Origin of the sequence: Arsukibacterium ikkense (genome assembly GCF_000987775.1) — a bacterium.
Lineage (GTDB): Bacteria > Pseudomonadota > Gammaproteobacteria > Enterobacterales > Alteromonadaceae > Alishewanella > Alishewanella ikkense.
In genome coordinates this window covers 153829-166090 of sequence record NZ_LAHO01000005.1, presented here as the reverse complement: position 1 = coordinate 166090, position 12262 = coordinate 153829, and the positions used below count along the sequence as shown (strand labels likewise).

The window sequence follows — 12262 nt, the reverse complement described above, 5'->3', positions numbered from 1 at the left end:
AAAAACGATAGTGTGGCCAACACGGCCAATTACGTCAGTAAACCCGCCTGTTGTAATGCCTGTTCGATTACCCGGTGATGAATTGGTTCCAACCGGGTTAATGGTAGTCGCATAAAATCAGAAGCAATTAAACCCAGACGTTGTAATGCCCACTTAGTGGGGATCGGATTAGATTCGATAAACAACTGATGGTGCAAGCCCTGCAGTAAGTTATCCGCTTCCCTTGCCTGCTGTGGCTGGTCATTTTCAACCAGCTTACAAATATGAGCCATTTGCGCCGGCGCGATGTTAGCCGTAACCGAAATAACCCCATGGCCACCGGCCAGCAAAAAGTTAAGACTACTGGCATCGTCACCACTTAACAAGGCAAAATCTGCCGGACAACGCTGCTGTAACTCTGTCAGCCGGGTTAAAGAGCCGGTGGCTTCTTTAATACCAACAATATTGGCAGTCTGCGCCAACTCAGCAACGGTTTCGGGTAGTAAATCCACCCCGGTGCGGCCAGGCACATTGTATAATAAAATCGGCTTTTCAGTCGCTGCCGCAACATGCCGGAAATGCGCCAGCATGCCTTTTTGCATCGGTTTATTATAAAATGGCGTTACTGTTAAAAAGCCATCAATGGCCAGTTTGTCCAACTGGTGGGTGCGTGCCACCCCTTCGCTGGTTGCATTGCTACCATTGCCAGCCAACACCAGTATTTTACCGGCTACCCGTTCAACTACTCTGGCAATAATCTGTAACTGCTCAGCAAAGCTGATGGTTGCAGCCTCGCCAGTAGTTCCCATGATCACCAGACCATCTGTTCCCTGCTGCAGATGAAAGTCGACCAATTTGTCCAGACCACTATAATCAATAGCGCCATCGGGCTGCATTGGGGTTATTAGGGCAACTAAACTTCCTCTGAACATCACAGTAACCGGCTCCACAACTTAGTAACAGATAAATAAGGCGGCCTATGTTAAAGAGTGCCGCAGACAAACACAAGACAGGAAACCGATAATGCCAATAGTTCACGGTGACGGCTTATGTTAAGCTTTAACACCTGTAGAAATCGTTAATATTATCAGTTTGCCTTGCTGGGAGTGTTATGTCACAACAACTCGTTATAACTGCTATTGGCACCGATCGTACGGGAATTGTCAGCAAATTGGCACGTCTGGTAACTGACTATAATGCCAATATTATTGATAGCAGAATGGCGGTCTTTGGCAATGAATTTACGTTTATTATGTTGATTTGTGGAGATCAGGCCGCCATTAGTAAAATTGAATATCTGATCCCAGCTTTAGGCTTAGAGCTTGATCTGACTACCATGACCAAACGTACAACAGCGCGTCCGCGCAGCCAGGTAGTAGCGCATTATATACTTGATTATTGTGGCCCTGACCGCACAGGCACCCTGGGAGCCATTACCGGTTTACTGGCCAGCCACAATATTTATATTGGTTCTTTGCAATCAGCCACATCAGTTGCTGACGATAACAGTGTGCAGATGCACAGCCAAATGACTCTCGAAATTCCAGAAGGTGTGATACCCGCAGTAATTGAAAACGAAGTAATGGGCTTATTAGCCGAACTACAGTTAAACGGCACATTCAGCCGCCGGTAAACACTGCAACCATTTACTATGTTAAATATGATCAGTATAAGGACCCTATATGCAAACATTAACCGCAGGCCAGCAGGCTCCAGACTTTACCCTGCCAGATCAGCATAACCAGGCCACTACTTTAAGCCAGTTATTAGATAAAGGACGGGTACTGATTTATTTTTATCCAAAAGCAATGACACCTGGTTGCACCGTTCAAGCCTGTGCCTTACGCGATGCGCTTGTCGACATCAGCAAACAGGGTGTAACAGTACTTGGCATTAGTACCGATGCCCCTGCCCGCTTAGCTAAGTTTGCTGAACGCGACCAGCTCAACTTTACCTTGCTGGCGGATGAAGCGCATCAGGTAGCAGACAGCTTTGGCGTGTGGGGTACTAAAAAGTTTATGGGAAAAGTATACGACGGTTTGCATCGGTTAAGCTTCCTGATTAACCAGGACGGCACTATCGCCCATGTTTTTGATAAATTCAAAACAAAAGACCATCATCAGGTAGTACTCGATTACCTGACAAGCCAATAAGGTAATATAAAACGGAATTTATCGCGCTTGCTGGCTGTTCTGGCCTATCTTTCTATGAATTTTTGGCAGAGCCGTTAGGATAACTATCAAAGCTGACAGGAGATGTTATGAATAAAATGATCAGGTTACTAAGTGCAAGTGCGATATTGCTGACACTGAGCACAGTGATACAGGCTCAGACCACAGACATCAAAACTGAAAAGGCCACCTTGCAGGTAGCGGTGGTAAGTCAAGGTTTAGAGCATCCCTGGGGCTTGGCATTTTTACCCGATGCTAAAATGCTGGTAACGGAGCGTGCCGGGCGGCTACGTTATGTTCATGCTGATGGCAGCCTGAGCGACCCTATAACCGGTTTGCCTGAGATTACCGTTGCCGGCCAGGGTGGTTTACTCGATGTAGTACTTCACCCCCATTTTGTTGAAAATAAACAAATTTATTTTAGTTACAATGAGCCTGCTGAAGATGGCAGCAGCACAGCAGTTGCCAGCGCTACTTTAGACGGCAATGCATTACGCAACCTGCAGGTTGTATTCAGTGCGCAGCCAAAGTTTAATAGCCGCCATCACTTTGGTGGTCGTCTGGTGTTTGCTGATAATGGTGATCTTTTTATTAATCTTGGCGACCGTGGTCAGCGTCGTGATGATGCGCAAACGCTGGATACTCACCACGGCAAAGTGGTCAGGATTAAAACTGACGGCAGTCCGTCTGATCTTAATCCGTATTTAGCGCACCAGGATGCACTGGCTGACGTATGGTCATATGGTCATCGCAATATTCAGGGAGCAGCATTGCACCCGCAAACCAGAGAGTTGTGGACACACGAACACGGTCCGCAGGGCGGCGATGAAATTAACATTAGCCGGGCTGACGTAAATTATGGCTGGCCGGTTATCACTTATGGCGAAGAATATGGCGGCGGCAAAATTGGTACCACGCATAAAGAGGGCATGGCACAGCCACTGCATTACTGGACGCCATCCATTGCGCCCAGTGGCATGACGTTCTATACCGCAGCGCTCTTCAAACCCTGGCAGCAAAACCTGTTGGTCGGCTCACTGAAATTTGGTCAGCTGGTACGCCTGGAATTAAACGGTGACAAAGTCACCCATGAAGAACGGATCATGATCGGCCAGCGGATCAGGGACGTCCGGCAAGGCCCCGATGGCGCCATATACCTGCTGACAGACCAAAAGAACGGTCAGATATTGCGTTTAACACCCAAACCCTAACAGGAAGACACTAGTGCGCCGTTGCAACCTGCTTGTTACCGCCAGCTCTATGGCGGCACTTTTTTATACTGTCTCCCTTGCTGCTGATGAGCCTGTTGAGATTATTGTGGTAACAGCAACCAACAGTGCACAAAGTTGGCTGCAAAGCCCTGCCAGCGTTGATATTAACTGGGTTGAACAAACCGGATTATTGTTTGACAGTGCTCAGTTGCTGCAGGGTATCCCTGGTCTGCAGGCTGACAGCCGGGCCAATTTTGCCCAGGATACCCGTCTTAGCGTGCGAGGCTTTGGCAGTCGCAGTGCGTTTGGCATCCGCGGCATTTATCTTGAGCAAGATGGCATACCACTCAGTGCGCCCGACGGTCAGGGCCAGCTGGGTAGCGTGCTGCTTGACACGGTGCAGAGCATTGAAGTCCTGCGGGGGCCATTAGCGGTACTTTATGGCAATGGTGCGGGTGCCGTAATCTCCTTAAACACCCGCAAGCCTGGCAGCAGCAAAATCGTCAGCAACCTTGCCTTTAGTGAACACCATCAACAACAGCAAGTGCAACTGGCTGCGGTGGGCAAGCAGCAAAGCCTGCAACTGGCCGCCAAGCAATTTAAAACAGCCGGTTACCGGCCACACTCCCGCGCAGCGAAAGATCAGGCGCAACTTAACTGGCAGCGCAGCATTAGCGACACCCTGTATTTTAATCTGCGCTACGACTGGGCATACGATCCCTACCTGCAAGACCCATTAAGCCTGAGCCCAGAGCAGTGGCGGGATAATCCGCGCCAAACCGTCGCCGCCGCCCGCTTATTTGACACGGAAAAAACCGTCAAGCAGCAACAAATCAGTGCTAGTTTAGTCAATGACAGCAATACACCCTTTCAATTAGCGCTATGGCATGGTGAACGTGATATCGCCCAACGCCTGGCATTTACCGGTGCAGCTATAACCTCAGCCGGTGGCGAAGTGCAGCTAAACAGACAATACCAGGGCATAAAAGGTCAATATCAACTGAATGTGGCTGCGCCGCTTGTTGCCGTCTTAGGCGCCAGCGCCAGCCAGACAGATGACCGTCGCTTTGGTTACGTAAACGACTTTGGCCAGCGCGGTGCGCTGCGCCGGGACGAAAATAATCAGGCCAGTAATCTCGACGGATTTATCCGGCTAAATTATCAGGCCAGTAGCCAACTTAGCTGGCATGGCGGCTGGCGTTATACCGATTTAGCCTATCAGATTAATGATTACTTTATAATGGGGGCTAATCCGGATGACAGTGGCCAGCGCAATTATTATCAACAAGCGCTAGCACTGGCGGTGAACTGGCAATTTAACTCGCAGCTGGCCTGGTTTGCCAGCGCCGGTCAAGGCTTTGAAACCCCTACTTTGGCTGAATTAGCTTATAGCCCGGACAGTGGTGGTGTTAATCTGCAACTTGATGCCAGCACCAATAAACAATGGGAAAGCGGTTTAAAATGGCAAAACAGCCAGCATCGAGCCAGTGTCAGTCTCTTTAGTATCGCCACTAACAACGACATTATTGCAGCCAGCAGTGACGGTGGGCGCACCAGTTTTCGTAACAGTAGTAAAACGCTCAGACGCGGCATTGAGGCACTTTGGCACTATCGGCTATCTGCCACCATGCGCTCTGAGCTAAGCAGCCATATTATGCAAGCCCGCTTTAATGATAATGAGTTACAGGGCAAACAGCTGCCTGGCGTGGCCGCAGCTGAAATCAGCTGGCAATGGCATTATCAACCGATGATAACGGTTCCTCTGCAGCTCACGTTGCAAAGCCATTATCGCAGTAAAGTTTATACCGATGATAATAATACGGCTTCTGCCCCGGCTGCGCTGCGGTTTAATTTTAACATCAGCAGCCAGCAACAGTATCAACACTGGCAGCTTCGCCAGTGGCTCAGGGTAGATAACCTCACCAACAAAAGTTATGTTGGCGCGGTGGTGGTTAATCAAGCCAACGGCCGCGCTTTTGAACCCGGTACTGGTCGCGAGTTAGCCGCCGGTATCGCTCTGGGCTATCAATGGTAGCCGAAGTTATTCGACAGCATGTTTTGCCTCGTCACCAGTACCTGAATCGCTGTCGGGATAAATCCTGCTTGACCAGGCTTTAATAGTTGCTTTAACCAGCGAGGCCAGAGGTATCGCAAAAAAGATCCCCCAGAAGCCAAACAAACCGCCGAAAAATAACACTGCAATAATAATAAATACCGGGTTCAGATCTACCACTTCTGAAAACAGTAACGGCACCAACACATTGCCATCTAGCGCCTGAATAATAGCGTACGCCAGCATCAGGTAGCCAAATTCTGCAGTCAAGCCCCACTGAAACAACGCTACCAGGGCTATCGGCAAGGTTGCCAGTGCGGCACCGATATAGGGAATGAGCACCGAAAAACCCACGCACACAGCCAGTAACAAAGCATAATTCAATCCAAACAGGGTAAAGACGACAAAACTTACCGCGCCAACGATCAGAATCTCCAGAATTTTACCCCGGATATAATTCATGATCTGGCCATTCATTTCATTCCATACCTGGCTAATCAGTGTGCGCTCTTTGGGTAATAAGCCGACAAAACTGGCACTTAATGAGTCTTTATCTTTCAGCAGGAAAAATACCATTACCGGCACCAGCACCAGGTAAATTAACACGGCAACCAAATCGAATATTGACGCCAGCGACAGTGATAAAATTTCCTTACTAAAGCTCATCAAACGCTCATCGGCAGTTTGGATCATCAGATTGATTTGCTCAGCGCTAATCACACCGGGCAGCATGTCGGGCAGCTCCAGCAAATAGCTTTTACCTGATTCAATCATACTGGGTAAGTCCCGGGCCAGGTTACGGCCTTGCGCCCAAGCAGCGGGCAAAATTGACATCATAATCAAGCTGATAATTGTAATAAAACTGATCACCACCATACTGGTACTGATTGTCCTGCTTAAGCCCAATTTGGTTAAACGGGCAACCGGCCATTCCAGCAAATAAGCAAATGCTATGGCAACCAGCACCGGGCCCAACATGCCACTGAGCCAATAAATTGCCAGAAATCCGATAAGTAAGGTTAAGAACAGCGTTACAACCTGAGGATCAGAAAACTTATTGGTATACCATTTTTTTAACCAGTCCAGCATGGGCCTTACTCCAACCTTTTGCTTGCAATAACAACTTATTGCGTCAGTATAACCAAGTTACTCAAAAATTTGTCGCTTATCTGTCAGGCTGGCAACGTTTTATGCTAAATTGCCTGTGGTAGCCATTAACTATGCGGTTTGCGCAATAAAGCGCCAGTCGCACCGCAAATACTGAACTAAAACGACCATTCGCAGACAAATAATGCAGTTTACAGCAGCAAACTCACTCCCTGGGGCGCTATGACACACACAGCAGTACAGCAGTTATTAATCAGTTGCCTGTTAAGTATTGGTTTAATCGCAAACCCTGCGTTGGCGCAATCAGGGCTACCCGATATTGGTGGCAATGCTTTTTCCACTCTTACCCCTGAAAAAGAAAAGCAGCTGGGTGATGTACTGATGCGCCAAACCCGAGGCAGCTTACCAATGGTATACGACCCGCTGCTGGATGAATACATTAATGACCTGGGTAACCGGCTGGTGGCCCGCGCCAATGACGTGAAGTTTCCATTTAAATTCTATTGGGTAAACAATAAGCAAATCAACGCATTCGCTACCCTGGGGGGGAATATTGCGTCGCATACCGGCACTCTGGCTATCTCTGACTCGGAAAGTGAATTTGCTTCAGTTATCGCTCATGAAATTGCGCACGTGACCCAACGCCATATCGCCCGCTTTGTCGAAGCACAAAATCAACGTGCCCCGATGTCACTCGCCGCTATGCTCGGTGCTATTGTGCTGGCAACCGTCAATCCGGAGGCTGGCATGGCCGCGATGATGGCAACTCAGGGTGCTGCGCAGCAAAGCGCCATCAACTTTACCCGGGGCAATGAACAGGAAGCAGACCGGATTGGCATGCGAATTCTGGCCGATGCCGGCTTTGACCCTTACGCTGTGCCGGAGTTTTTTAATAAACTCACGCAGCAAAGCCGCTTTGTCAATCAGCAGCTGGCGTTCTTGCACACTCACCCGTTATCACAAGCCCGGGTCAGTGACACCCGCTTGCGAGCCGAACAATTTCCACAACGTTACATTCCTGATACTCAGGACTATATACTTAGCAAAACCCGGGTATTGGCCCGCTACCAATACCCTGTTAAAGAGACGGTTGAAATATTTCAGCGCCGGCTCAGTCAACCTGGCGGTAATACCCGGGCTAACTTATACGGTCTGGCTATCGCTAAGCTCGATAACAAGCTTTATATCGAATCCCAGAAAATTATTGAGGATTTGCTGCAACAGGACCCGCATAACCTTTACTATGTTGACGTATACACCGATATCTTACTGGGACAAAGTCAGTTTAAAAAGGCGCTGGAAATGCTGGAACAGGAATATTTGCTCCGGCCAAACAATCAGGTGGTAACACTGAACTATGCTAACGCGGCGATTAAAGCTGGGAGTTACCGGCTGGCCGTACATTTGCTGCGTAATTTGTTATACGTTAAAAATGACAATATTCTGGCATATGACTTATTATCTGATGCTTACAAAAGCTTAGAAGATTACGCGAAATATTATGAAACCCGGGCCGATTTATTCTATCAACTGGCAAATTACCCCAAAGCTATTGATGATCTGAACGAAGCTTTAAACCAATTAGGTGACAATGCCAGGCTGGAAAACCGGCGGCTAGAAGCCAAGAAACAACAACTTCAGGCTGAGTTTGAGCGCCTGAAACGCATGTAACGGCTTTACCTTATCAAAAGAGAGTTGACGGAAATTATATGATCACCATTTATCACAATCCGCGCTGTTCAAAAAGCCGCGAGGCATTAGCCTTTTTGCAACAGCATACCCCAACCGCGCTTCACGTTATTGAGTATCTGAAAACGCCACCGACTGCGGCGGAATTAACGGCACTGTTAGTAAGGTTAAATATGCCGGCCCGTAACTTATTGCGTAGCAAGGAAGCCGAATATCGCGAACTGCAACTAGACAATCCGGCCCTGACTGAACAGCAATTGATTAATACGATGAGCGAGCATCCAAAGCTGATTGAACGCCCCATCGTCGTGAACGGTGAGCAAGCAGCGATAGGCCGACCGCTTAGTAATATCAGTGCCATTCTCTGATGACGGCTCAGGTTCTGGTACTTTACTACTCAAAACACGGCAGCGTGGCAGCACTGGCTGAGAAAATAGCCATTGGTATTGCTCAGGCTGGCGCCACTGCCGTGATCCGCTGTATTGCCAGTTTCGACAGCGCCCAGCCATGTCGGCATCCGCTGGTCAGCGATGCAGATTTAACACAGTGCCAAGGTCTGGCTTTTGGCAGCCCGGTCCGCTTTGGCAATATGGCGGCGGAAGCCAAAGCATTTTGGGACAACACCAGCAGCGCCTGGCTAAAAGGCGAACTTATTAATAAGGCGGCAGGCGTGTTTACCTCCTCGGGTAGCATGCATGGCGGCAACGAGGCCAATTTGTTAAGTATGATGCTGCCATTATTGCACCATGGTATGGTACTAATGGGCATTCCCTATGCTGAACCTGAATTACATAATACCCAAACAGGTGGCACCCCCTATGGTCCTACCCATGTCAGTGGTTTACAGGGCAACAACAAACTGAGCGTCGATGAACAACGTTTAGCTGTGGCCTTTGGCAAGCGGCTTGCTCAATTGAGCATGGCATTAAAATCTGCAGGTTTCGATAAATAATGAATCAACAAACTGAAGTGGTGATGGCGCCACGCACTAAAACTTATTTAATCCTGGCTCGCCTGGGCTATTGGGGCTTGTGGCTGCTCATTCCAGTCTGGTTACTGTGGCTGGCGCCAGCCAGCTATGGTGAGACCAGTGAGCTAACAGGCAACAGATTAATCAGTACCGCTTTGCTTTGGTTACCACTTTGGTTGCCAATGTATGGCATTATCAAAGGTAAAGCCTACACCTTTGCCTGGGCCAACTTTATTGTGATGATCTATTTCCTGCATAGCTTAACCAACTTATGGGTAAGCGCCGGTTGGTATCAAATGCTGGCACTGATTGAGCTGGTGCTGGCCACTATTATGTTTGTTGGTTGCACTTACTATGCCCGTTATCGCGGCATGGAACTCGGTTTGAAAATCCCCAGGCTAAAAGATGACCCCAGGCAATAGCTGCCAAGGGTTTGGTTTAATGATGGCCTTTATAACGGCGTAACTGCAGGTTAATAAACTGGCTACTGACTAATTGCTCCAGTCCGGTGCGCAACTGCGCTGCAAGCTGGGGATTGTAGCGGCTTATTGCACAGTATACTGATGGCGGTTCCGACCAGATAGGGTCTGCCCCAAAGTGTCCCAGTCCGCCCTGGCTCATAAAAAAGTAATAGGACAAATCGACACTCATTACCACATCAAGCCGGCCCTGCTCCAGCCGTTGCAAATTACTCTGTAAGGTATGCGCATCATCGCGGATCACATCACCAAGGGCAAATACCTGCTCCAGTTCAGGGTAAGTAAAGCCCCGGGTAGTCCCTACCCGTTTGCCGGCCAAATCAGGCAGTGCCGTAATGGCTGGACTGTCAGCCCTGCGGATAAACAGTTGCTGGGTGGCAAATAGCGGCGGGCTCCATTCATACAACCCCGGCTGGGCAACCCAGTCCGGGTTTAAAAAACAGGCAATGTCGACCTGACCTGTTTCCAGCCAGCCTTCAATCCGCGCTCTGGGTAAATCCAGATAAAGGATCTCCAGTTTGCTCAGCACCGCCAACTCATCAAGAATATCTTTACTTAAGCCGCTGCTTAGCTTGCCAGAAGCATCAAAAATAGCATAAGGCGGAGTATTCGAGTCACTGACCGCCGCACGTAACTGTGTTGGCTGAGCCGAAGCCATCACCAAATGGCTGGTGGCAAGCAGCAACGGCAGAGTGACGAGATAACGAAGGAACGACTGCATATTTACCTCATTTATTACCGGTAGTTACAGCGCGCAGCAGCATCGCTTACTTTATAAATCTATCAGGCTTTACTAAAATAGCCAGTCTGGCTTTAAAGGAAATAAGCAACAGCAGCCGATCTGTTAGAGCTGAGCAGCCGTATTAACAGCATCTGCAGCAACCAAAAGTTAATAATCGGTAGTATGAGTAAACAACTGGCACTATTTCCATTAAGCAGTTTTATTTTACCTGGCGGCAAAATGCGCTTACGGCTATTTGAAAAGCGTTACATCCGGCTGGTTAAAGAAGCGGGCCTTGGCAAGCGAGGCTTTGCTATGGCGCTGTTAAATCCTTTTGTTACCCAGCAGCACAAAGATCGTATTTTGCCGTTGGCTACCGAAGTAGAAATAGCAGACTTTGAGCAATTAGCCGATGGTTTATTAGGAATAACCGTCAAAGGTATTGGCCGGGTACAGATTAATCAGCGTTGGCAGGAAGAGGATAGTCTGAATATTGCTCAGGTTACTGAGCTTGACAGCTGGCCAGAAATTCCGCTGGGGCCACGCTATTCCGACTTGGCAACATCACTGTCGCATCTGTTGGCAGAATACCCGCAACTACAACAGCTTTATCCACAGCCCCAATTAGACAATGCCAGTTGGCTGGCGTCACGTTGGCTTGAATTAATGCCGATGCAGCCTGGTTTAAAACAGAAATTGTCCGCTGAGCACGACCCCTTAACCTGCCTGGAAGCATTACAAAACTGGCTCGAGCATAATACCTAGCCGCTGCAATTCCTGCTCCTCATCATCCATCACCACTGCCACAATCTTCCAGCCATCGCTCTGTTTTTGCAGCGTGTAAGAAGTATGGCATTGCAATAACAGGCGGTTATCGGCCAGATAAAACCGCCCTTGTACACTGACAAAATACAGCGAGTCAGACAGTTTAACCATACTGGTGATTTCATGCCGCAAATGATCCATTTGCAGTTGCTGATAAGCCTTAAACAAGCGTTCAAGCAAACTTCGCCCCATTTGCTGCTCTAATATCACATGCTTGCTGCTGTCGGTCAGCAACATACACGGCAATGAAAACATCTGCAGCAATTGGTCGGTTTGATATTGGCAGTAAGCATCGGCATATTGCTGAAAAAAAGCTTCAATCGTCGGCGGCATCACGCAATTCCTATATATTTATGCACTTGTACACTTAACCGCCAGTTATATTTTTTACAGTAGCTAATAGCCAGCGCCGTTGCTTTAGCTTGCTGGCTTATCGGTTGTAAATAAATCAGCTTATTGCTTATATCGGTTTGTTGCAGTAATTGCAACAATTGCTCAATATGCTTGTCCATGGCGACCGGGTGTTTTATTTCGTCAGCCCGGTCCAGCGCACTCTGTAATACTTTGTAGCCACCTTTCATATTGACTTTGGGTGACACTGTCACCCAGCTTTTGGCCGGAACCTGTACGGCAAAAGTCCCGCTGGTTTCAATCTGCGTTTGATAACCTGCAGCATGCAGCGTATTGCACAAGGGGTTTAAATCGTACATACAGGGCTCGCCGCCGGTAATCACCACATGCCGTGCCTGATAGCCCTTTTCCTGAAATAGCGCCAGTAGTTGTTCGGCAGTTATCGCTGCCCACTGCTCAGTCTCGGCAGACTTCGCCATGACCGAATCAAGTTTCACCTGTAAATCCGGGTTTACTGCCCAGGTATGTTTGGTATCACACCAGCTACAACCTACCGGGCAGCCTTGCAGCCGGATAAAAATGGCAGGTACACCAGTAAAGCTGCCTTCACCCTGAATAGTTTCAAAAATTTCGTTAACCTTATACAGCAAGCCGCGGGTTCCTTAAGTACAAGCAGGTGATCTGACCGCGATGTTCAAGTACAATG

Annotated in this window: 14 protein-coding genes; 9 read left to right on the top strand and 5 right to left on the bottom strand. The window is 48.5% G+C overall.

The annotated features are described in order from the left end of the window. Window positions 1–29: 29 nt before the first annotated feature. A complete protein-coding gene (gene dapA, locus WG68_RS07310; RefSeq protein ID WP_046557011.1) occupies window positions 30–911 on the bottom strand; it encodes a 4-hydroxy-tetrahydrodipicolinate synthase in 882 nt (293 codons plus the stop codon). Between the two features lie 179 nt (window positions 912–1090). Between dapA and WG68_RS07305 the strand changes: the two genes are divergently transcribed. From WG68_RS07305 to WG68_RS07290, 4 genes are all read left to right on the top strand, one after another. Next, window positions 1091–1612 (top strand): glycine cleavage system protein R, encoded by a 522-nt coding sequence (locus WG68_RS07305; protein WP_046557010.1) that lies wholly within the window; start codon window positions 1091–1093, stop codon window positions 1610–1612. A 49-nt stretch (window positions 1613–1661) separates the two neighbouring features. Beyond that, window positions 1662–2132 carry a thioredoxin-dependent thiol peroxidase gene (gene bcp / locus WG68_RS07300; RefSeq protein WP_046557009.1) on the top strand — a complete coding sequence of 157 codons (471 nt, stop codon included), beginning with the start codon at window positions 1662–1664 and terminating at the stop codon, window positions 2130–2132. Window positions 2133–2239: 107 nt separating this feature from the next. Continuing rightward, window positions 2240–3361 (top strand): PQQ-dependent sugar dehydrogenase, encoded by a 1122-nt coding sequence (locus WG68_RS07295; RefSeq protein WP_046557008.1) that lies wholly within the window; start codon window positions 2240–2242, stop codon window positions 3359–3361. A gap of 13 nt (window positions 3362–3374) precedes the next feature. Then, a complete protein-coding gene (locus tag WG68_RS07290) occupies window positions 3375–5396 on the top strand; it encodes a TonB-dependent receptor family protein (RefSeq protein WP_235357693.1) in 2022 nt (673 codons plus the stop codon). Between the two features lie 6 nt (window positions 5397–5402). Here the strand turns inward: WG68_RS07290 and WG68_RS07285 are convergent, their stop codons facing one another. Further along, window positions 5403–6503 carry an AI-2E family transporter gene (locus tag WG68_RS07285; RefSeq protein WP_046557007.1) on the bottom strand — a complete coding sequence of 367 codons (1101 nt, stop codon included), beginning with the start codon at window positions 6501–6503 and terminating at the stop codon, window positions 5403–5405. A gap of 240 nt (window positions 6504–6743) precedes the next feature. Between WG68_RS07285 and bepA the strand changes: the two genes are divergently transcribed. The 4 genes from bepA to WG68_RS07265 are packed head-to-tail and all read left to right on the top strand — an operon-like array spanning window position 6744 to window position 9602. Next, a complete protein-coding gene (gene bepA / locus WG68_RS07280; RefSeq protein WP_046557006.1) occupies window positions 6744–8192 on the top strand; it encodes a beta-barrel assembly-enhancing protease in 1449 nt (482 codons plus the stop codon). 38 nt (window positions 8193–8230) lie between these two features. Continuing rightward, entirely contained in the window at window positions 8231–8578 is a 348-nt protein-coding gene (gene arsC / locus WG68_RS07275) for an arsenate reductase (glutaredoxin) (protein WP_046557005.1), read from the top strand. Continuing rightward, entirely contained in the window at window positions 8578–9162 is a 585-nt protein-coding gene (gene wrbA, locus WG68_RS07270) for an NAD(P)H:quinone oxidoreductase (RefSeq protein ID WP_046557004.1), read from the top strand. Before arsC ends, wrbA begins: the two co-directional genes overlap by 1 nt. Then, a complete protein-coding gene (locus tag WG68_RS07265) occupies window positions 9162–9602 on the top strand; it encodes a DUF2069 domain-containing protein (protein WP_046557003.1) in 441 nt (146 codons plus the stop codon). The genes wrbA and WG68_RS07265 overlap by 1 nt, the downstream gene beginning before the upstream one ends. A 16-nt stretch (window positions 9603–9618) precedes the next feature. Here WG68_RS07265 and WG68_RS07260 read toward each other — a convergent pair whose 3' ends face one another. After that, window positions 9619–10380, bottom strand: a complete 762-nt coding sequence (locus tag WG68_RS07260; protein ID WP_046557002.1) for a substrate-binding periplasmic protein — start codon at window positions 10378–10380, stop codon at window positions 9619–9621. 183 nt (window positions 10381–10563) lie between these two features. On the opposite strand from WG68_RS07260, the gene WG68_RS07255 reads away from it, so the two are divergent. Next, a complete protein-coding gene (locus WG68_RS07255; RefSeq protein WP_046557001.1) occupies window positions 10564–11145 on the top strand; it encodes an LON peptidase substrate-binding domain-containing protein in 582 nt (193 codons plus the stop codon). Here the strand turns inward: WG68_RS07255 and WG68_RS07250 are convergent. Together WG68_RS07250 and queE are read right to left on the bottom strand one after the other, a co-directional pair. Continuing rightward, entirely contained in the window at window positions 11116–11538 is a 423-nt protein-coding gene (locus WG68_RS07250; RefSeq protein ID WP_046557000.1) for a nuclear transport factor 2 family protein, read from the bottom strand. The genes WG68_RS07255 and WG68_RS07250 overlap by 30 nt on opposite strands. Then, on the bottom strand, window positions 11538–12206 hold the full coding sequence (gene queE / locus WG68_RS07245; RefSeq protein WP_200897553.1) for a 7-carboxy-7-deazaguanine synthase QueE: 669 nt from the start codon (window positions 12204–12206) through the stop codon (window positions 11538–11540). Before queE ends, WG68_RS07250 begins: the two co-directional genes overlap by 1 nt. Between the last annotated feature and the right edge of the window lie 56 nt (window positions 12207–12262).

Coding starts and splice junctions, on each gene's coding strand:
- bepA (WP_046557006.1), top strand. CDS start 6,744: ATGACACACACAGCAGTACAGCAGTTATTAATCAGTTGCCTGTTAAGT.
- WG68_RS07260 (WP_046557002.1), bottom strand. CDS start 10,380: ATGCAGTCGTTCCTTCGTTATCTCGTCACTCTGCCGTTGCTGCTTGCC.
- WG68_RS07255 (WP_046557001.1), top strand. CDS start 10,564: ATGAGTAAACAACTGGCACTATTTCCATTAAGCAGTTTTATTTTACCT.
- bcp (WP_046557009.1), top strand. CDS start 1,662: ATGCAAACATTAACCGCAGGCCAGCAGGCTCCAGACTTTACCCTGCCA.
- WG68_RS07265 (WP_046557003.1), top strand. CDS start 9,162: ATGAATCAACAAACTGAAGTGGTGATGGCGCCACGCACTAAAACTTAT.
- WG68_RS07295 (WP_046557008.1), top strand. CDS start 2,240: ATGAATAAAATGATCAGGTTACTAAGTGCAAGTGCGATATTGCTGACA.
- wrbA (WP_046557004.1), top strand. CDS start 8,578: ATGACGGCTCAGGTTCTGGTACTTTACTACTCAAAACACGGCAGCGTG.
- WG68_RS07250 (WP_046557000.1), bottom strand. CDS start 11,538: ATGCCGCCGACGATTGAAGCTTTTTTTCAGCAATATGCCGATGCTTAC.
- WG68_RS07305 (WP_046557010.1), top strand. CDS start 1,091: ATGTCACAACAACTCGTTATAACTGCTATTGGCACCGATCGTACGGGA.
- arsC (WP_046557005.1), top strand. CDS start 8,231: ATGATCACCATTTATCACAATCCGCGCTGTTCAAAAAGCCGCGAGGCA.
- WG68_RS07285 (WP_046557007.1), bottom strand. CDS start 6,503: ATGCTGGACTGGTTAAAAAAATGGTATACCAATAAGTTTTCTGATCCT.
- dapA (WP_046557011.1), bottom strand. CDS start 911: ATGTTCAGAGGAAGTTTAGTTGCCCTAATAACCCCAATGCAGCCCGAT.